This window comes from Cupriavidus sp., from assembly GCF_057315035.1.
The window spans coordinates 1-20278 of record NZ_DBHKYV010000051.1 but is presented as its reverse complement, the minus strand read 5'-3'; the positions used below and the strand labels follow the sequence as shown (position 1 = coordinate 20278).

Sequence of the window (20278 nt, the reverse complement as noted above, 5' to 3'; positions counted from 1 at the left end):
TGCCTCTCTAATTGGAATTGGGGGTTCAGCGTTGCGCCTGCTGTGGCAACGCAGGGGCCGTCCAGGCGGCGTCGGATACCTTGATCGGCTTCGGAATCAGCTTCAGGGTCACGAACGCATCGGCAATCCGTTGCTGTTCAGCCAGCACCTCGGCCGTGACGGGCTTCGCGCCGTACGAGAAGCGCGAGACGGCCAGGTCCAGCACACTGGTATCGAGGCCGGTTTCCTTGACCAGCACCTGCGCTGCTTCCTTCGGGTTCTTTTCGGCCCACTGACCGAGCGCGAACAGTTCGTCCAGAATCACGTTGACCACGTCGGGCCGGGCATTCGCATAGGGGCGCGACGCCAGGTAGAACTGGTGATTGCTGACCACGTTCTTGCCGCCGGCATCGCGACCATCGGCCAGCACGCGCGCGCCAAGCTGCTTTTCGGCGGCGGCCAGGAACGGGTCCCAGATCACCCAGGCATCGACAGCACCGCGCTCGAAGGCCGCGCGCGCGTCGGCAGGTGGCAGATAGACGGGCTGGATGTCGCCATAGGCCACGCCCGCCTTCTCAAGCTGTTTCACCAGCAGGTAGTGAACGTTCGAACCCTTGTTCAGCGCCACGCGCTTGCCCTTCAGTTCAGCCACGCTCTTCAGCGTGGAGCCCTTGGGCACGACGATGGCCTCGGCGGTAGGGGCCGGCGGCTCATTACCGATATAGGCCAGTTGCGCACCGGCAGCCTGCGCGAAGATCGGCGGGGCCTCGCCCACGGTGCCGAAGTCGATCGCCCCCACGTTGAGGCCTTCCAGCAATTGCGGGCCGGCCGGGAATTCGGTCCATTTGACGGTGATGCCTTGCGGCGCAAGACGCTTTTCCAGCGTGCCGCGTGCCTTGAGCAGCGTCAGCGTGCCGTACTTCTGATAACCGATGCGCAGTTGCTTCGGATTCACGGTTTGCGACTGCGCGGCGGCCGGCGTGGCCGTCAGTCCGTAGACCAGGCCGGTGGCCAGCACCAGCGCACCAAGCAGCAGGCGCCGGCGCAGCGAGATTGGTTTGAACGAAGCGTTGAGCGAGGTCATGTCAGGTTCCTGAAGATGGGGAAAGCGAATTCGATGGCGGCACGACGCCCTGCCGGCTTGCATCAGCGGCATGCGGAACATCAGGCGCGGGGAGAGTCAGGTCAGGCGGGACATCGCCCCATGGCGATGCGGGATGGCAAGACGGGGACAGCGCGGACAGCGGACATCGCAGGCTCCTTCCTCAGGACTGCCGGGGCAGCTGGACCGCCCCGGCATCAGGATTACCGCTTGCCAGGCTGGTACACCTGGTCAAACGAACCGCCGTCGGCAAAGTGTGCCTTCTGCGCCTTGGCCCAGCCGCCGAACGCCTCGTCGATCGTGAACAGCTTCACCTTCGGGAAGTTGGCGGCATACTTGGCTGCCACTTTCTCGGAGATCGGACGGTAGTAGTTCTTGGCCGCGATCTCCTGGCCCTCGTCGGTGTACAGGAATTGCAGATAGGCCTCGGCGGCCTTGCGCGTACCCTTCTTGTCGACCACCTTGTCGACCACGGCCACCGGCGGCTCGGCCAGGATCGACACCGACGGCGCAACGATATCGAACTTCTCCGGTCCCAGTTCCTTGATGGCCAGGATCGCTTCGTTTTCCCAGGCAATCAGCACGTCGCCAAGGCCGCGCTCGACAAACGTCGTGGTGGCGCCGCGCGCGCCGGAATCGAGCACCGGCACGTTCTTGAGCAACTGGCCGACAAATTCCTTGGCCTTGGCCTCATTGCCACCCGGCTGGCGCAACGCATAGCCCCACGCGGCCAGGTAGTTCCAGCGCGCACCACCCGATGTCTTCGGATTCGGCGTGATCACCTGCACGCCCGGCTTGACCAGGTCGTTCCAGTCCTTGATATGTTTCGGATTGCCCTTGCGCACCAGGAACACGATCGTCGACGTGTACGGCGATGCGTTGTGCGGCAGGCGTTTCTGCCAGTCCGGCTTGATCAGGCCCTTCTCGGCAATCGCATCGATGTCGTAGCCCAGCGCCAGCGTGACCACGTCGGCGTCCAGCCCGTCGATCACCGAACGCGCCTGCTTGCCCGAACCCCCGTGCGACTGGCGGATCTGCACCGTATCGCCGCCCTGCGCCTTGTAGGCCTTGGCAAACGCGGCATTCACATCGACATACAGCTCACGCGTCGGGTCATAGGACACGTTCAGCAGATTGGTATTGGCCGAGGCGGTCTGGGCGGCGCCGATTACGGAAAGTGCGGCGAGGCCAATGGCCAGCTTGCGAATCATCTTCTTTTGCTCCCGTCAGAGTGTCGTGAAATGTCCCTGTCTTGGTGCGACAAGGCTTCTGTCAGGGAGAAAGGCTACCGGCCGGCCTATCTGAACGGAACGAATGGTTTCGCCGATCCAAGCACGTTTTCTGCATAAGATCGGACGGGAATATGGACATGCCGGGGAAGGCCAGAAAATGACTTGACACCGCAACATAAATGTTGCATTTTGCTTCTTGCGCAACACAACATATATGTTGCAGAATCATCCCCTCTCAACCGACAAGGGAGGGACATGAAATACAGCGAGTTCAAACGGTGGCTCGAACAAAACGGCGCGACGTTCCAAAAGCACCGTGCCGGCTCCAGTCACTACCGGGTCACGCTTAATGGCTTCACGACTATCTTCCCCTTTCACGGCGCCAAGGAGATGGGGAAAGATCTGGAACTGAGGATCAGGAAGCAACTCGGCCTGAAGTAAAAGGCAGGCCCGCGAAGGGCCTTCCCACTTCTCCACTCGCCATGCCTGCACCCCTGGATTGATTAACCACAGGATTCAAGCAATGTTCTCGTACCCCGTAACGCTGACGCCCGACAGCAATGGCACCCTGCTTGTCACGTTCCCGGATATCCCGGAGGCCAACTCGGTTGGCGTCGATGAAGCTGACGCACTGGAACAAGGGCTGGACGCCCTGGAAGCGGCGCTCGACATCTACTTCGACCTGCGGCGACCGATTCCGCTACCGTCGAAGCCAAGGCGCGGCCAGCGCACCGTCACATTGCCTGCACTGGTGACGGCAAAAGTGCTGCTCGCCAACGAGATGCTGGCGCAAGGCGTTCGCAAGGCCGAACTGGCACGCCGACTGGATGTGCATATGCCGCAGGTAGACAGGCTGCTGAACCTGCGGCATTCCTCGAAACTGGAAATGATCGAAAAGGCGTTGGGCTCGCTGGGCCGTCGACTGGACGTACAACTGGCCTGATCGGACACCGCCGTCCGACGCCCCAAAAGAAAAAACCCGCAGCGCCGGAGTTGCGTTGCGGGTTAAGTTTCCATTCCGGAAACGGGTAGACAAGTCATGAAGAGCGCCCCCGCATCTCCATGACGGTTTAGATATTAGCCACCCATTCCCATTTGCAGGTTGATGCAGGTCAAGCGGTTGGCAATCATGGCTAGAAGCACTGGAAGCGCTGCTTATGCCCTGGGTTGCCTCCCCTCTCCCGCACGGCGGGAGAGGGGAGTAAACCGTCAGTGCACCATCCGTCCAAACGTGAACTCGCCGTCCACGTAGTCCACCGGCACCACGTCCTTTGCCGCGAACTTGCCTTCCAGGATGGCCTTGGCCACCGGGTTTTCGATCTGCTGCTGGATCGCGCGCTTCAATGGCCGCGCGCCGAACACCGGGTCGTAGCCCGCGCTGGCGATCTTCTCCAGCGCCTTCTCGCTGACTTCCAGCGTCATGTCCATGCGCGCCAGACGCGACTGCAGGCGATGCAGCTGGATGCGGGCGATCGACTCGATGTTCTTCTGGTCCAGCGAGTGGAACACCACCACCTCGTCGATCCGGTTCAGGAACTCGGGCCGGAAATGCGTCCGCACTTCCTGCCACACCGCGCCCTTCACCGCTTCCTGCGGCTCGCCGCTCATCGACTGGATGATGTGCGAACCAAGGTTCGAGGTCATCACGATCACCGTGTTCTTGAAGTCCACGGTGCGTCCCTGGCCATCGGTCAGGCGGCCATCGTCCAGCACCTGCAGCAACACGTTGAACACGTCCGGGTGCGCCTTCTCGACTTCGTCGAGCAGGATCACCGCGTACGGCTTGCGGCGCACGGCCTCGGTCAGGTAACCACCTTCGTCATAGCCAACATATCCGGGCGGCGCGCCGATCAAACGGCTGACGCTGTGCTTCTCCATGAATTCGCTCATGTCGATGCGGATCAGGTGTTCTTCGGAGTCGAACAGGAACTCCGACAGCGCCTTGCACAGCTCGGTCTTGCCGACCCCGGTCGGGCCCAGGAACAGGAACGAGCCATATGGCTTGTTCTCGTCCGACAGGCCCGCGCGCGAACGCCGGATGGCATCGGACACCAGCCGCACGGCTTCGTCCTGGCCCACCACGCGCTGGTGCAGGCGCTCTTCCATCTTCAGCAGCTTCTCACGCTCGCCCTGCATCATCTTGGCCACCGGAATACCGGTGGCGCGGCTCACGACCTCGGCAATTTCCTCGGCACCCACATGCGTGCGCAGCAGCTTGTTGGGCTGCTTCTGCTCGCTGGCCTCGGCCTTGCTGGCGGCCTGCAGCTTGCCCTCCAGGGCCGGCAACTTGCCGTACTGGAGCTCGGCCACCTTGTCGAGCTTGCCTTCGCGCTGCAGGCGCGTGATCTCGAGCTTGATCTTCTCGATCTCTTCCTTCAGTGCGGCCGTGCCCTGTGCAGCACCCTTCTCGGCACGCCAGATCTCGTCCAGGTCCGCATACTCCTTCTCCAGCCGGACGATTTCCTGCTCGATCAGCTCCAGACGCTTGCGCGAAGCCTCATCGGTTTCCTTCTTGACAGCCTCGCGCTCGATCTTGAGCTGGATCGTGCGACGCTCGAGCTTGTCCATCGCCTCGGGCTTCGAGTCGATTTCCATCTTGATGCGGGCGGCAGCCTCGTCGATCAGGTCGATTGCCTTGTCCGGCAGGAAGCGGTCGGTAATGTAGCGGTGCGACAGCTCCGCCGCGGCCACGATGGCCGGATCGGTGATCTCCACGCCGTGGTGCAGTTCGTACTTTTCCTGCAGGCCGCGCAGGATGGCAATGGTCGATTCCACGCTCGGCTCATCGACCAGCACCTTCTGGAAGCGGCGTTCGAGCGCGGCGTCCTTCTCGATGTACTTGCGGTACTCGTTCAACGTGGTGGCGCCGATGCAGTGCAGTTCGCCGCGCGCCAGCGCCGGCTTGAGCATATTGCCTGCATCGATCGCACCCTCGGCCTTGCCCGCACCAACCATGGTGTGGATCTCGTCGATAAAGACGATGGTCTGGCCTTCGTCCTTGGCCACGTCGCTCAGCACAGCCTTGAGCCGCTCCTCGAACTCGCCACGATACTTGGCGCCGGCCAGCAGGCCCGCCATGTCAAGCACCAGCACGCGCTTGTTCTTGAGCGTCTCAGGCACTTCGCCGTTGACGATACGTTGCGCCAGCCCTTCGACGATGGCGGTCTTGCCCACGCCGGGTTCGCCAATCAGCACCGGATTGTTCTTGGTACGGCGCTGCAGGATCTGGATCGCGCGCCGGATTTCGTCGTCGCGACCGATCACGGGATCGAGCTTGCCCGCACGGGCGCGCTCGGTCAGGTCCACGGTGTACTTCTTGAGTGCTTCGCGCTGCGACTCGGCATCGGCGCTGTTCACGCTGTCGCCACCGCGCACGGCCGTGATGGCCGCTTCGAGCGACTTGCGCGACAGGCCGTTCTCGCGTGCGATGCGCCCCGCGTCGCCCTTGTCGTCGGACACGGCAAGCAGGAACAGTTCGCTGGCAATGAACTGGTCATTGCGCTTGATCGCTTCCTTCTCGGTGGCATTGAGCAGGTTGTTGAGGTCGCGTCCGATCTGGACCTCGTTGGTGCCCTGAACCTGGGGCAGGCGCTTGATGGCCGCGTCCAGCGCGGTCTGCAGGCCGCTGATATTGACGCCGGCGCGCGACAAAAGCGTCTTGGCGGCGCCGTCGTCCTGGGCCAGCAGCGCGCGCAGCACGTGCTGGGGTTCGATGTACTGGTTGTCGTTGCCCAGGGCCAGGCTTTGCGCTTCGGCGAGCGCTTCCTGGAACCGGGTAGTAAGTTTGTCGATACGCATCAGGATCCCTCTCTCTTGAACGAAAGTGTGTCCTGTTACGGGGCCACGTGCCGGCAGCATGCCAGTTGCCGTTTCACGTATGCCCTGCCGGACACGTTACTTCCGAAAGATAGGGCTTGAGTGAGCCATTTCAAGATTCCGCCACACAACTTGTACAGACCGCAGGTGCATGGCGGGTTACCTGATCAAAACAAGGCTAGTTCGGCACATCCACGGTCCCGCCCGCAGACAGGATGGCATCGCTGCCGGACGGCGCCAGCAGGATCGGCGGCACGTTGGACGGCAGGATCTGCGGCCCGACGACATCGGTGTCGTTGCCGCCACGCGGGGTAGTCCGCACGACTTGTGACGGCGGCAACACCGCCCCGGTCTTCAGGTTGGCGTACACCGCATCCAACGCCCGGTTCACGTAGACATGCATCGGGATAAAGCGCTTGGCGTAGCCCGGCACCACATCGATAAAACCGTCGAAATGCTGGCCGTTGGTTACCTCGATATACGACAGCTTGCTCTCCGGCCCTTCCACCGACTTGTTCAGCCCCAGGTACGGGCGTGACGTATGGTTGACCGGCAGCAGCGCATCGCTGCGCCCATGGACGATGATCGCAGGCTTGCCGCGCAGGTTGCCGGTGCGGTAGGTCTGCTTGATACCGGCCAGCAGTGCCGCATTGCTGGTATCGAGCAAGTTGCGCAGGCACAGCGCGCCATCGAGGTTGGCGTCGGCAACACTGTTCGACTTCGACTGCGACGCGAAATCACGCACCGGGCCGCCCGGTGCATCGTCATTCATGATCGTCACCGAGGTGGTCGGCGGAATGCCATTGCCGGTGGAGAACAATCCCGCCAGCGAGATCGCCGGGATCGTGGTCGGTACGAGCGTCGAGGCGGCCGGCGAGGCAAAGCTGAAGTTGCACAGCCGATCGGTCACGCTGGCGCGTGAATACGAGTTGGCATACGTCAGCGAAATCGAACTGGCCACCTCCAGCAGCGACAGCGAGGTATGCAGTTCATCGGACTCCGGTTCCCAGCCGGCATTGCGCAGCGCTGCCAGTGCCGCGCTCGCCTGGGCCGAGGTCGACGCACCGGCGATCTTGCCCGCGGTCACCAACGACGCGCAGCGGTTGACGGTCTGCGGCGGGAAGGTGCCGATCTTCGGCGCATTGGCCAGCGCCGGATCCTGGCTCGCACAAAGCTGATACAGGTTGGCGATGGTCGTGTAGTCGTACAGATGCTTGCCCGTCGATGCCACCACCGCCCCGCCGCGACGCACCGTGATGGCCGGTGAGGGCGGCATTTCTACATTGGGCTCGCCCACGGCCACACCGTCGATCAGGCCGGTGGTGTCCTGTTCGGCGGCGGCAATCGCGGCGCCTCCGCCGTTGGAGATGGCCGAGGCAATCACGATCGTGTTGGCGCGCGTGAATGTCGAGGTCGCAGCCCCGCTGGCATTACGCACGCCAAACTTGTCGTTGATCGCGAACAGCGTGAACTCGATCGCCTGCAGCGTATTCAACCCCCAACTGGCTTCGGGGTTCTGCTTCGAATGCGCGTGCTTGAACGCCAGCCGATGCGGATTGGCGGTGGTGAAATCCGCCAGCGATTGCGCACCAGGCTGGGCGGCAAACTGTGCCAGCTTGGCCGCGCCAAGTCGCGTCGTGCGGGTGCCATCGATCAGCGGCACGGTGTCGCTGTCGAGGTCATGCGGCGCGGCGCCCGTGCCCTTGTCGGTATAGGCCACCGCGCAGCCACGCTTGAGCCCCCATTCGGCCACGGCGATCCCGCCGTAGATGCCCCGCGACCCTGACGAGGTAGCCGAGATGATGCAGGGGTTCTTCGGATCGAACGTGTCGGGCACCTGGGCCATGAGCGTGACGTTCAACTGGCCGGTACCGTCGTCGGCGTAGGCAATGTACTCGGTGCCCGGCACCTTGCCCTGCCCTGCGGTCACATTGCCCTGCGCATCGATGTTGGGCCCATAGAGCGAGCCATAGCCGCCCGCCGCCGAGACATCGACGATGGCGCGGTAGTTGACGAAGATTGCGTTGCGGCGCAATTCGGCGGCCGTGGGCGCATTCGGGTTGGCAAACACTGGCGCAGTCCCGCCCAGTCCATCCTTGCCCAGCCCGCCGGTGGCGAGATCGTCGGATACGCCGTCATAGGTCTTGACGCTGATATTGCCCGACACGAAGGCCGGGCGCGTAATCGGATCGCCAACACTGGTGCCATTGCCGGGCGAGACAATGGTGGTCGAACCGCCGCCGCCACCGCAACTGGTGGCAAACAGCACCCCCACGGCGGCGGCACTGGCGGTCAGGTATCGGGAAGCAGGCAAGGAACGCGTGGAACCACGGGCATTACGGGGCTGCATGGGGATGTCTCCTTGTTATGAACCGAAGCGGGCAAGAACCGAAGCGGGTAACACACAGGGACTGCAACTGCCGAACTGCTGCCGGATACTTGGCTGCCACGGCGAACCGGCTGGCGCGCGTGGCTGAGTGGAAACGAACCTGGCAAAGACGTGAAATCCGGCAGGACGCCGGAAAAAAGGCGGGCAGGCGTGGAGAGGCGCGTTACGCACCCGCATGCCATGCCGCAATAGTAGACGCTCCGCGCCTGCTAAAGGGGAGCGTTTGTATCGGGACTGTTACCTAGTGAACAGCGTGGTGGAACCTGCTTGCCCCTACCTTCAGACATTCGGTCAGACATTCACTCACCGGCATGGATGTCACCAGGACACCAGAAACGGGGAGCCCGGCACATCAGGACAGCACGCGATACGTCCAGATGCCAAATGCCGTCAGCACCAGCGAGCCGCCGAGATGCATCACCAGGTGCATCACTGCCCAGCGGTAATCGCCGGCCAGCAGGTTACCAATGACTTCGCTAGAAAACGTGGAGAACGTGGTCAGGCCGCCCAGGAAGCCGGTCACGGCCAGCAGGCGCCATTCCGGCGGCAGCGTGGGATGGGTATCGAAGAACGCCACGGCCAGGCCGATCAGATAGCCGCCCACCAGGTTCGATGCCAGCGTGCCATACGGCAACGCCGGATTGACGGCATTCCACATGACCGAGAAAAACCAGCGCAACCAGGCGCCCACGGCGGCACCGACGCCGACCGCCACAAAACCCAACGGAGCCATTATTCGCCCTTGTTCTTGTCCGGATTGTTGGAGGTCGTGACTGCATTGAACGATTCGATACCCCAGCGGCGCAGCGCCGCATCGTCCGACACACGCGCATCGACCCAGCGCGCGCCTTCCGGCGTGGCTTCCTTCTTCCAGAACGGCGCCTCGGACTTCAAATAGTCCATGATGAATTCGCACGCGGCGAATGCATTGCCGCGATGGGCCGAGGCCACCGCCACCAGCACGATCTGGTCCAGCGGTTGCAGCAGACCCACGCGATGCACGATGGTCACGCCCAGCAGTTCCCAGCGTTGGCGCGCGGCGGTCTCGATCTGCGCCAGCGCCTTCTCGGTCATGCCCGGATAGTGTTCAAGCTCCATCGTGCTGACACGCGAGCCATCGCTGACATCACGCACGGTGCCGATAAAACTGGCTACCGCACCCACGCCGGGATTGTCCGCCCGCAGGGACGCCACCTCGGCGCCCAGGTCGAAATCCTCCAGTTGTACGCGCACGGTCATCTCAGCCCCCGGTTACCGGCGGAAAGAAGGCCACTTCGCAGCCATCGGCCAGCGGCGTATCGGCATGTGCCACGGCATGGTCCACGGCCATGCGCAACGCCCGGCCCTCGGCCAGCGTCTCGCCCCAGGCCCCGCCACGCTCGCGCAGCCAGCCGCGCAATTCACCCACGGTGCGGACTGAGGGCGGCACCTCGACACGCTCGGCGCCCTGCCCTAGCTGTTCGCGCACGCTGGCGAAGAATCGAAGTTCAAGTTGCATGATCAGGCCAGCAGGCTGGCAAACGGAATGAACTGCACGGTATCGCCCCGCGCAATCGTCTGGTTAGGTGGATTGTCGATCAGGCCATCGCCCCACACCGTCGACGTCAACACGCCCGAGCTCTGGTTCGGGAACAGGTCAAGGCCGCCGGCATCGTTCAGGCGCGCACGCAAGAACTCATTGCGGCGGTCTCCCTTTGGCAGGTCGAAGTCGGCACGCATCGCGATGCGGCGCGGGGTCACGTCCGCCACACCCTGCAGGCGCAGCAGGAACGGCCGCACGAACAGCAGGAACGTGACAAAACTCGATACCGGGTTGCCGGGCAGTCCGATGAAAAACGTCGGCTGCGCCGTGCCATTCGCCACCTGCCCGAATGCCAGCGGCTTGCCGGGCTTGATTGCGATCTGCCACAGGTCCAGGCGTCCTTCGGCAGTCACGGCCGGACGAATATGGTCTTCTTCGCCAACGGAAACACCGCCCGAGGTAATGATCAGGTCGTTGCCCTCGGCGGCACGGCGCAGCGTATCGCGCGTAGCAGCCAGCGTATCGGGCACGATGCCAAAATCGGTCACCTCGCAGCCCAGGTTCTCAAGCAGGCCACGCAGCGTAAAGCGGTTCGAGTTGTAGATCGCCCCGGGCTTGAGCGGTTCGCCTGGCATCGCCAGTTCGTCGCCGGTAAAGAACACGGCAACCCGCACGCGGCGAATCACGTCCAGACTCGCCTGCCCCACCGAGGCCGCCAGCCCCAGCGCCTGCGGCGACAGCCGCGCCCCCACCGGCAGGATCTGGCTGCCCGCCTCGATATCCTCGCCGGCGCGACGAATCCACTCACCCGAGCCCGGCACATGATTGACGATCACCGCATCGCCATCGGCCTGGCACTGCTCCTGCATGACCACCGCATCGGCACCCGGCGGAATCAGGCCGCCCGTAAAAATCCGCGCCGCCGTACCCGGTGCCAACTCGGCGCCAACGTGGCCGGCCGGAATCCGCTGCGACACCGGCAGCCGCGTACCTGCTACCGGTACGTCGGCCGCACGCATTGCATAACCATCCATCGACGTATTGTCGGCGGGCGGCACACGCAGCGTGCTCGTGACCGGCGCAGCCAGCACGCGGCCGTTGGCCTCAAGGGTGTCGACGGTTTCCGTATCGGTGATCGGACGAACGCCGGCCATCAGGGCTTCAAGCGCCTGGGCCATGGTCAGCATCGGGGGACGCGCTGCGGATTGGGTCATGGAATCGTGATCATCAGGGTTGGCCCCGCAAATGAAACGGCCCCCGGCGTGAACGCCTGGGGGCCGCGGCAGCGGCGCCCGGCAAACCCGATTGTAGCGAGTTGGCGCCGGGACCGTAGGGGTACGGAAGCAATACCCGTTATCAGAGCCCCGTGTGCTGTGCGATGTACGCCTTGACCTGATCGGCGTTGGCGGGCATGACCTCGAAACGCTGCGGCAGCTTCTCGATGCCATCGAACGCGGCCGGACGCTCGGGTTCATGACCCAGCGCCTCGCGAATCGTATCGGCAAACTTGGCCGGCAGCGCCGTTTCCAGCACCACCATCGGCACGCCCGCGACCAGATGCTCGCGCGCCACCTTCACGCCATCGGCGGTATGGGTGTCGATCGTCACGCCGTAGCGGCTGTTCACATCGCGAATCGTCGCCAGGCGGTCCTCATGCGTACTGCGGCCCGAGACAAAGCCGAACTGGCGGATACGGTCGAATTCCGGCGTGCCGGCCAGGTCGAAGCCACCCTGGGTATCGACGTCACGGAACAGCGCCGCCAGCTTGCCCGCATCCTGACCCAGCAGGTCGAAGACAAAGCGTTCGAAGTTCGAGGCCTTGGAGATGTCCATGCTCGGGCTCGACGTATGGTACGTCTGCGCCGAGGAACGCACGCGGTAGGTGCCGGTGCGGAAGAACTCGTCGAGCACGTCGTTCTCGTTGGTGGCCACCACGAGCTTGTCGATCGGCAAACCCATCATGCGCGCGATATGCCCTGCGCACACGTTGCCGAAGTTGCCCGACGGCACGCAGAACGACACCTTCTGGCCCGGGCCATCGGTGGCCAGCAGCCAGCCCTTGAAGTAGTACACGACCTGGGCCACCACACGCGCCCAGTTGATCGAGTTCACGGTACCGATGCACTGGCGCGCCTTGTACGCGTGGTCGTTCGACACCGCCTTGACGATATCCTGTGCATCGTCGAACACGCCTTCGATCGCCAGGTTGAAGATGTTCGGGTCCTGCAGGCTGAACATCTGCGCGGTCTGGAACGCGCTCATCTTGCGATGCGGGCTCAGCATGAACACGCGGATGCCTTCCTTGCCGCGCATCGCGTACTCGGCGGCGCTGCCGGTATCGCCCGACGTCGCGCCCAGGATATTGAGCTTGAGCCCGGCACGCTTGAGCGCGTACTCGAACAGGTTGCCCAGCAACTGCATGGCCATGTCCTTGAAGGCCAGCGTCGGGCCATTCGACAGGCCCAGCAGTTGCAGCTTCGTGCCACCTTCCTCGCCCAGCGTACGCAGCGGCGTGATGTCGGCGGTATTGTCGCCGGGGCGCGCGTTGCAGTACACGTCAGCCCGGTAGGTCTTGCGCGTCAGCGCACGCAGGTCTTCGGCCGGAATGTCGTCACAGAAACGCGACAGCACTTCGTACGCCAGGTCGGCGTACGGCAGCTTGCGCCATGCCTCGAGTTCGTCGGCCGTGATTTGCGGGTACTGCTTCGGCAGGTACAGGCCGCCGTCCGGGGCCAGGCCACCGAGCAGGATCTCAGAGAACGTTTGCGGCACGTCATGGCCGCGCGTCGACTGGTATTTCATGGGCGCCTTAGTTCAGTTCTTCCATGCGCAGGCGCGTCACGGCGGACAACACCGTCGACAGGCCCTCGATGCTCTTGATCGCAGCATTGACGTGCTTTTCGCGCGTCAGGTGCGTCAGGATGATGATGTCGGTCTGCGGCTCACCTTCACGCGATTCCTTCTGCAGCATCGCGTCGATGCTGATGCCCGCCTCGGCCAGGATGCGCGTGATCTCGGCCAGCACGCCGGTTTCGTCGGACACGCGCATGCGCAGGTAGTACGAGCTCGTGACTTCGTCGATCGGCAGCACCGGTACGCTCGACAGTTCGTCCGGCTGGAACGCCAGGTGCGGCACGCGGTGGTTCGGATCTGCGGTGTGCAGGCGCGTCACGTCGACCAGGTCGGCGATCACGGCCGAAGCGGTCGGCTCGGCACCGGCACCCTTGCCGTAGTACAGCGTGGCGCCCACGGCGTCGCCCTGCACCAGCACGGCGTTCATGGCGCCTTCCACATTGGCAATCAGGCGCGAGGCCGGCACCAGCGTCGGATGCACGCGCAGTTCCACGCCCTCTTCACGGCGGCGCGTGATACCCAGCAGCTTGATGCGGTAGCCCAGTTCCTCGGCATACTTGATGTCGATGGCGGACAGGCGCGTGATGCCTTCCACGTGCGCCTTGTCGAACTGCACCGGCATGCCGAACGCAATCGCGCTCATCAGCGTGACCTTGTGCGCGGCATCGACACCCTCGATGTCGAACGTCGGGTCGGCTTCGGCGTAACCCAGTTGCTGCGCTTCCTTGAGCACGGAGTCGAAGTCCAGGCCCTTGTCGCGCATCTCGGACAGGATGAAGTTCGTGGTGCCGTTGATGATGCCGGCAATCCACTGGATGCGGTTGGCCGTCAGCCCTTCGCGCAGCGCCTTGATGATGGGGATGCCACCGGCCACGGCCGCTTCGAACGCCACGATCACACCCTTCTTGCGCGCGGCCTCGAAGATCTCGTTGCCGTGCACGGCCAGCAGCGCCTTGTTGGCGGTGACCACGTGCTTGCCGTTCTCGATGGCCTTGAGCACCAGCTCGCGCGCAATGCCGTAGCCGCCAATCAGTTCCACGACGATGTCGATGTCGGGGCGCGTCACCACTTCGTTGGCGTCGCTGACCACGTCCACGGCGCCACCGGTCAGTTCGCGCGCGCGTTCGGTATTGAGGTCGGCCACCACCGCAATCTCAATGCCGCGGCCTGCGCGGCGGCGAATTTCTTCCTGATTGCGCTGGAGCACGTTGAACGTGCCGCTACCGACGGTACCGATGCCGAGAAGGCCGACTTTGATGGGATTCATGGACGTCTGACTCTGGGTTGCTTGATACGGAAAATGGGGACGTACGGCGGCTCAGGCCGTGCCGTGGCGCTTGCGATAGTTTTCAAGGAAGCGTGCCACGCGGCCAATGGCCTCGCGCAGGTCTTCCTCGTGCGGCAGGAACACGATCCGGAAATGGTCCGGTGCGCCCCAGTTGAAGCCCGTGCCCTGTACCAGCAGCACTTTCGATTCCTGCAGCAGTTCGTAAATGAATTCCTGGTCGTCCTGGATCGGATACATCGACAGGTCGAGCTTCGGGAACAGGTACAGCGCGGCCTTGGGCTTGACGCAGGTGACGCCCGGGATCTGCGACACCAGTTCATGGGCCAGGTCGCGCTGGCGGCGCAGCCGGCCGCCTTCGGCCACCAGGTCGTTGATGCTCTGGTAGCCACCCAGCGCGGTCTGGATTGCCCACTGGCCCGGCACATTGGCACACAGGCGCATCGACGACAGCATGTTCAGGCCTTCGATGTAGTCCTGGGCGGGACGCTTGTCGCCCGACACCACCATCCAGCCCGCGCGATAACCGCACGAGCGGTAGTTCTTCGACAGGCCGTTGAAGGTCACGGTCAGCACGTCGGTGGACAGCGAGCCGATCGACGTATGCGTGTTGCCGTCGTACAGGACCTTGTCGTAGATCTCGTCGGCGAAGATGATCAGGCCGTGCTCGCGCGCGATGACCACGATCTCCTTGAGCAGGTCGTCCGAGTACAGCGCGCCGGTCGGGTTGTTCGGGTTGATGATGACGATGGCACGCGTGTTCGGCGTGATCTTGCGACGGATGTCGTCGAGGTCGGGCATCCACTCGTTGGCCTCGTCGCAGACATAGTGCACCGGCGTTCCGCCGGACAGGCTGACCGCGGCCGTCCACAGCGGATAGTCGGGCGCAGGCACCAGCACTTCGTCGCCGCTGTTGAGCAGCGCGTTCATCGACATCACGATCAGCTCGGATGCGCCGTTGCCCACGTAGATGTCTTCCAGCCCCACCCCCTGGATCTTCTTTTCCTGGGTGTAGTGCATGATCGCCTTGCGCGCCGCGAAGATGCCCTTCGAATCGGAGTAACCGGCCGAGTTCGGCAGGTTGCGCATCATGTCCTGCTGGATTTCCTCCGGCGCATCGAAGCCAAACACGGCCAGGTTGCCGATGTTCAGCTTGATGATCTTGTGGCCCTCTTCTTCCATCTGCCGGGCCTTTTCCAGCACCGGGCCGCGGATGTCATAGCAAACGTTCTGGAGCTTGTGCGATTTCTGGATGGGTTTCACGGCGATGTTGGCGATGTCAGGGCAAGCTGCCGGTCTCTGCGGCAGCGGTCTTGGGAATCTTCTGGATTGTCCTGGGCGTCTGGCGGCGCGAGTCGCCGTGCGGCGGGCGAGCGTGGCAGACCGGGAGGCAAAAGCTATAAGATATCGGATTATGACAGACTTCGGCATGGATTCTTGCATTGCAGCGAGGCTTTTGGCCCGGCGCGCGCACGATCCTGCCACCAACCCGCCGCCAGCCCGCCCCGCCATCGGGACCGGACACCCGGAACGCCCGGCGGCATGAGGCCCCCGACTTGAAACTCCACGCCGATAAAGCCCAGAGCCTGAATACCGTGACCAGCTACGGTCCCGGCTACGTTGAAATCAACGCCGTACGCCATGGCCAGTCCGTGCTCGTGATGCCCGAAGGCGACATCGAGCCCTGGCCTGTCAACCGTTTCGAGGACCTCGAACCGGCTCATTTCGAGGCGTTGCTGGAACGCAAGCCCGAAGTGGTGCTGCTGGGAACCGGCGACCGCCTGCGCTTTCCGCACCCCCGCCTGACCGCGGCACTGGCGCGGCGCCATATCGGCGTCGACGCCATGGACCTGCAGGCCGCATGCCGTACCTACAATATCCTCATGGCCGAGGGCCGCAAGGTGGCGGCGATCCTGCTCGTGGAGCCCGCCATTCCAGGCTGAGAGCTGGCCGCATCGCCGTTGCCGGCCTGATTTCGTCCAGGTTAAGCCTGCGCCACGCTTGAAGTCTGGCGGACTGCCCCAATCTGCACCCGCCATGGCGCAAAGCCCAGCCCAGGCCATTCAGACCGGCCAGATACATGGGCCCGCGCCGTCACCGATGATGCATCGCCATCCAGGAGAGCCACCAGCATGACCGTCAGTCTCAACAAGGCCATTCCCGACTTCCAGGCGCCCGCTACCGGCGGCGACTTCCGCCTTGCCGACCAGCGCGGCAAGACCGTGGTGCTGTACTTCTACCCGAAGGACAACACGCCCGGCTGCACCACCGAGGCCATGAACTTCCGCGACCAGTACGATGCATTCGAGAAAGCCGGCGCCGTGGTGTTCGGCATTTCGCGTGACAGCCTGAAGTCGCACGAGAACTTCAAGGCCAAGCTGGAGTTGCCGTTCGAACTGATCTCGGATGGCGACGAGGCGATCTGCCAGATCTTCGACGTCATCAAGATGAAAAAAATGTATGGCAAGGAGGTGCGCGGCATCGAACGCAGTACATTCATCGTCGACGCCAAGGGTGTACTGCGTCACGAGATGCGCGGCATCAAGGTGCCCAACCACGTTGACGGGGTGCTGGAGATCGTCAAGGGGATGTGAAGCGGGACCTGAAACGGGATGTGCAGCACGGCATCCTCGGGCTGGTGATGCAGGACCCGCGCATGCCAAAGATAGTTGCGTGGCAACGACGCGAATCTGACCGATTGCAAAACCGAAAACGTTCGGGTAGATTGGGCCTCAATGCGTTCAGATCCCAGTTGCCACGCTGCCTCTTCGTACCGGCCCAGGAGCCTCAGTCCCCGGGCTGGTAGCGGACCTGCAGCGTCGCGGGTCCGCCAGCAAGCCGCCACACCTGTTCATCAGGCCTGGCGGCTTTTTTGTTTCCCCTCCAGCTTTTCTTTTTGCTTCTCCATTCCTTCAACCCCTGACCCCTCCGGTTTTCCGGAGCTTTGCCGTTCATTGGTTGTACGCCAGCTTTTTCGCCCCCTTTAGACGCCCTGAAAGGAAAGCCAAGCATGCCGCTGCCTACCATGCCCGCCAAGCCTGCCCAACTGCTGGACCCGAGCGAATTCGCCCCGGTCACACTGCCCAAGGCCAAAGTCGCGCAGGGTAAGAAACCTGTGCCGGTCCTCGAGCGTGTGTCCTTGCTCGAGACCGGCGATACCCAGGCGCCCGCCACCCGCGCACGCGCCGGCAGCACAACCCGCGCCAAGACCGTCGATGCTCCGGCACCGGCCACCACCGCGCCCGCGGCGCCAGCCGTGAGCCTGGTCAAGCCTGCCGCCGGCCCGACGCGACGCACGCGCAAGACCGCCGGCCCGAGCAAGCTGTTCGTGCTCGATACCAACGTGCTGATGCACGACCCGAGTTCGCTGTTCCGCTTCGAAGAGCACGACGTCTATCTGCCAATGATGACGCTCGAGGAGCTGGACAACCACAAGAAGGGCATGAGCGAAGTCGCGCGCAATGCGCGCACGGTCAGCCGCACGCTGGACCAGCTGGTCGGTGGCACCGATGGCGTGCTCGACGAAGGCCTGCCGCTGGCCAAGCTTGGCAACCGCGATGCGGCCGGCAAGCTGTTCTTCCAGACGCGCCTGAACGACATCAAGCTGCCGGAGGGCCTGCCACAGGGCAAGGCCGACAACCAGATCCTGGGCGTGGTCAGCGCGTTGCAGCAGCAGTTCCCGGAGCGCCAGGTGGTACTGGTGTCGAAAGACATCAACATGCGCATCAAGGCGCGCGCACTGGGACTGCCGGCCGAGGACTATTTCAACGACCAGGTCCTGGAAGACAAGGACCTGCTCTACTCGGGCGTGATGCAACTGCCCAATGATTTCTGGGCCCGGCATGGCAAGGGCGTGGAAAGCTGGCAGGACCCGAAGTCGGGCACGATGTTCTATCGCCTGACCGGTCCGCTGGTGCCGTCGTTCCTGGTCAACCAGTTCGTCTACCTGGAACCGATGGACGGCAGCCTGCCGCTCTACGCACAGGTCAAGGAAATCAACGGCAAGACCGCACTGCTGCAGACGCTGAAGGACTACACCCACAACAAGAACAATGTGTGGAGTGTGGTGGCGCGCAATCGCGAGCAGAACTTCGCGCTGAACCTGCTGATGAGCCCCGACGTCGATTTCGTGACGCTGCTGGGCCAGGCCGGTACCGGCAAGACGCTGCTGGCATTGGCCTCGGGCCTGGAGCAGGTACTGGACCAGAAGCTCTACAACGAGATCATCGTCACGCGCGCCACGGTGCCCGTGGGCGAGGACATCGGCTTCCTGCCGGGTACCGAGGAAGAGAAGATGCAGCCGTGGATGGGTGCCTTCGACGACAACCTCGAAGTCCTGCAGAAGAGCGATGACAGCGCCGGCGAATGGGGTCGCGCGGCTACGCAGGAACTGATCCGTTCGCGCATCAAGGTCAAGAGCATGAACTTCATGCGCGGCCGGACCTTCGTGAACAAGTTCGTGATCATCGACGAGGCGCAGAATCTGACGCCAAAGCAGATGAAGACGCTGGTCACGCGGGCCGGCCCGGGCACCAAGATCGTCTGCCTGGGCAATATCGCGCAGATCGACACGCCGTACCTGACCGAGGGTTCGTCTGGCCTGACCTACGTGGTGGACCGCTTCAAGGGCTGGAGCCACAGCGGTCACGTGACGCTGGCCCGCGGCGAACGTTCGCGGCTGGCCGATCACGCTGGCGACGTGCTGTAACGGCAGTCGAAAGTCTGGCGACGCCATTGGCCGGCCGGTTCCATGGCCGGCCAATGGCCGCATCGCGTAGTGTGGCGAACCCCACGGCGTCGGCGTTTGACCGACAGCCAGCGTCGCACGGCCCGGCTATGATGGCCAGGTGTTCATGTCGATACGGGAGGCGTCGATGAACAGGCAGCAGTCATTCAGCAGGTACCTGTCGAGCAGCAGGACCCTGTTTTCACAGAACGCGCGTACAACGCGGCGCAAGCGTATTGCGCTGGCCACGCTGATTGGCGCGACGGTATTGATCGCCGCCGCCTGGCACCCGGCCAATGCGGCCGACGAGATGGTGATTCGCACCATGGGGCCGGTCAGCTATGTTTGCGGCGGCATTGCCGAGGACGAACGCGCAAAACTGGACCAGCAGGAAAAGAACTTCAACATGGGCATCCTGTTCACGCAGGGGGCCAATGGCGAGTTCCTGTCGGACGTTGATGTCAAACTGACACGCGATGGCCAGACAGTGGCCGATTTCCGCGCAGGCGGACCGCGTTGCCTGATACGTGCGCCAGAAGGCAGCTACAATATCGAGGCCAGCTACAAGGGTCAGCCCAAGTCCATCAAGATCAGCACCGGCACGCGTAACGCGCAGTTGCGCTGGTAGGTTTTTTTATCCGGCGGACGCATGACCCGGCTACCCAACGACAGGAAGGATGCCGCAGCGCCCGCTTTCTCTCCCCTTTTCGCCCCGCCTCGCGCTGGCTACGCTGTGTGCGAGCGCCCTGCTGCTGGCCGCATGCGCGGGCCCGCCCGCGCGCCACACGTCTTCGCTACCGCGCGCCCCGGGCAAACCAATGATCGACCCCAGCGCCGGACTCGAGGAAATCTCGATCCAGGCCATGTCGCTGGTTGGCACGCCCTACCGCTACGGCGGCAACACCCCTGATTCCGGATTCGATTGCAGCGGCCTGGTGCGCTACGTGGTACAGCGCGCCGCCAACGTCAATCTGCCCCGCACCACCGAGCAGATGGGCCAGCGCGGCACATCGCTGGAACGCAGCGATGTTGCATCTGGCGACCTGGTGTTCTTCAACACCACCGGCCGCGCCAACTCGCATGTTGGTATCTACGTCGGGCAGAACCGCTTTGTTCACGCGCCGGCCACTGGCGGAACGGTGCGGCTCGAGGACATGGGGAAGTCCTACTGGGCGTCGCGCTACAACGGTGCAAGACGCGTGGTGGCAGTCGGCAATCTTCCAGTGACACCGGTGCCGGAGCCGGTGCCGACTCCGGCGGACGACGATCCGATCGCCGCGTTCGCGAATCAGTAGCGTAACGCTGTTTTGCTTTGGTTTGCTCCCCTCTCCCGCAGCGCGGGAGAGGGGTTGGGGGAGAGGGCATGAGGTTCAA

18 protein-coding genes are annotated in these 20278 nt (G+C 63.5%); 7 read left to right on the top strand and 11 right to left on the bottom strand.

All coding sequences use genetic code 11. From position 1 onward, the window contains the following. Positions 1-25 precede the first annotated feature (25 nt). Both ACO550_RS35240 and ACO550_RS35235 read right to left on the bottom strand, forming a co-directional pair. Positions 26-1063, bottom strand: coding sequence for an aliphatic sulfonate ABC transporter substrate-binding protein (locus ACO550_RS35240; protein ID WP_315597029.1), 1038 nt, complete (start codon positions 1061-1063; stop codon positions 26-28). Between the two features lie 221 nt (positions 1064-1284). After that, complete coding sequence (locus tag ACO550_RS35235) at positions 1285-2292, bottom strand: sulfate ABC transporter substrate-binding protein (RefSeq protein WP_315597030.1); 1008 nt, start codon at positions 2290-2292, stop codon at positions 1285-1287. A gap of 276 nt (positions 2293-2568) precedes the next feature. Between ACO550_RS35235 and ACO550_RS35230 the strand changes: the two genes are divergently transcribed. Further along, a complete protein-coding gene (locus ACO550_RS35230; protein ID WP_315597031.1) occupies positions 2569-2754 on the top strand; it encodes a type II toxin-antitoxin system HicA family toxin in 186 nt (61 codons plus the stop codon). A gap of 82 nt (positions 2755-2836) precedes the next feature. Further along, the gene (locus ACO550_RS35225; protein WP_315597032.1) at positions 2837-3256 is read left to right on the top strand and encodes a type II toxin-antitoxin system HicB family antitoxin; all 420 of its coding nucleotides are present in this window, start codon (positions 2837-2839) and stop codon (positions 3254-3256) included. Positions 3257-3522: 266 nt separating this feature from the next. Here the strand turns inward: ACO550_RS35225 and clpB are convergent, their stop codons facing one another. The 9 genes from clpB to ACO550_RS35180 form a co-directional block, all read right to left on the bottom strand. Further along, positions 3523-6111 carry an ATP-dependent chaperone ClpB gene (gene clpB / locus ACO550_RS35220; RefSeq protein ID WP_315597033.1) on the bottom strand — a complete coding sequence of 863 codons (2589 nt, stop codon included), beginning with the start codon at positions 6109-6111 and terminating at the stop codon, positions 3523-3525. Between the two features lie 196 nt (positions 6112-6307). Then, positions 6308-8479, bottom strand: coding sequence for a 3-hydroxybutyrate oligomer hydrolase family protein (locus ACO550_RS35215; RefSeq protein ID WP_315597034.1), 2172 nt, complete (start codon positions 8477-8479; stop codon positions 6308-6310). Positions 8480-8870: 391 nt separating this feature from the next. Next, complete coding sequence (gene crcB, locus ACO550_RS35210) at positions 8871-9251, bottom strand: fluoride efflux transporter CrcB (RefSeq protein WP_315597035.1); 381 nt, start codon at positions 9249-9251, stop codon at positions 8871-8873. Further along, positions 9251-9757 carry a molybdopterin synthase catalytic subunit MoaE gene (gene moaE, locus ACO550_RS35205; RefSeq protein ID WP_315597036.1) on the bottom strand — a complete coding sequence of 169 codons (507 nt, stop codon included), beginning with the start codon at positions 9755-9757 and terminating at the stop codon, positions 9251-9253. The genes crcB and moaE overlap by 1 nt, the downstream gene beginning before the upstream one ends. A gap of 1 nt (position 9758) precedes the next feature. Next, a complete protein-coding gene (gene moaD, locus ACO550_RS35200; protein WP_315597037.1) occupies positions 9759-10016 on the bottom strand; it encodes a molybdopterin converting factor subunit 1 in 258 nt (85 codons plus the stop codon). 2 nt (positions 10017-10018) lie between these two features. Then, entirely contained in the window at positions 10019-11254 is a 1236-nt protein-coding gene (locus tag ACO550_RS35195; protein ID WP_315597038.1) for a molybdopterin-binding protein, read from the bottom strand. 142 nt (positions 11255-11396) lie between these two features. Next, the gene (gene thrC, locus ACO550_RS35190; RefSeq protein WP_315597039.1) at positions 11397-12842 is read right to left on the bottom strand and encodes a threonine synthase; all 1446 of its coding nucleotides are present in this window, start codon (positions 12840-12842) and stop codon (positions 11397-11399) included. Positions 12843-12849: 7 nt separating this feature from the next. Further along, on the bottom strand, positions 12850-14160 hold the full coding sequence (locus ACO550_RS35185) for a homoserine dehydrogenase (protein WP_315597040.1): 1311 nt from the start codon (positions 14158-14160) through the stop codon (positions 12850-12852). Between the two features lie 51 nt (positions 14161-14211). Beyond that, positions 14212-15441: an aminotransferase class I/II-fold pyridoxal phosphate-dependent enzyme gene (locus ACO550_RS35180; RefSeq protein ID WP_315597041.1), complete on the bottom strand. Its 1230-nt coding sequence runs from the start codon at positions 15439-15441 to the stop codon at positions 14212-14214. Positions 15442-15734: 293 nt separating this feature from the next. Between ACO550_RS35180 and ACO550_RS35175 the strand changes: the two genes are divergently transcribed. From ACO550_RS35175 to ACO550_RS35155, 5 genes are all read left to right on the top strand, one after another. Continuing rightward, positions 15735-16121 carry an MTH938/NDUFAF3 family protein gene (locus tag ACO550_RS35175; RefSeq protein WP_315597042.1) on the top strand — a complete coding sequence of 129 codons (387 nt, stop codon included), beginning with the start codon at positions 15735-15737 and terminating at the stop codon, positions 16119-16121. A gap of 189 nt (positions 16122-16310) precedes the next feature. After that, the gene (locus tag ACO550_RS35170) at positions 16311-16772 is read left to right on the top strand and encodes a redoxin domain-containing protein (RefSeq protein WP_315597043.1); all 462 of its coding nucleotides are present in this window, start codon (positions 16311-16313) and stop codon (positions 16770-16772) included. Positions 16773-17188: 416 nt separating this feature from the next. Beyond that, positions 17189-18886 carry a PhoH family protein gene (locus tag ACO550_RS35165; RefSeq protein WP_315597044.1) on the top strand — a complete coding sequence of 566 codons (1698 nt, stop codon included), beginning with the start codon at positions 17189-17191 and terminating at the stop codon, positions 18884-18886. 166 nt (positions 18887-19052) lie between these two features. Further along, positions 19053-19532: a hypothetical protein gene (locus ACO550_RS35160; protein ID WP_315597045.1), complete on the top strand. Its 480-nt coding sequence runs from the start codon at positions 19053-19055 to the stop codon at positions 19530-19532. Positions 19533-19581: 49 nt separating this feature from the next. Next, complete coding sequence (locus ACO550_RS35155) at positions 19582-20199, top strand: C40 family peptidase (RefSeq protein WP_315597046.1); 618 nt, start codon at positions 19582-19584, stop codon at positions 20197-20199. The last annotated feature ends 79 nt before the right edge of the window (positions 20200-20278 follow it).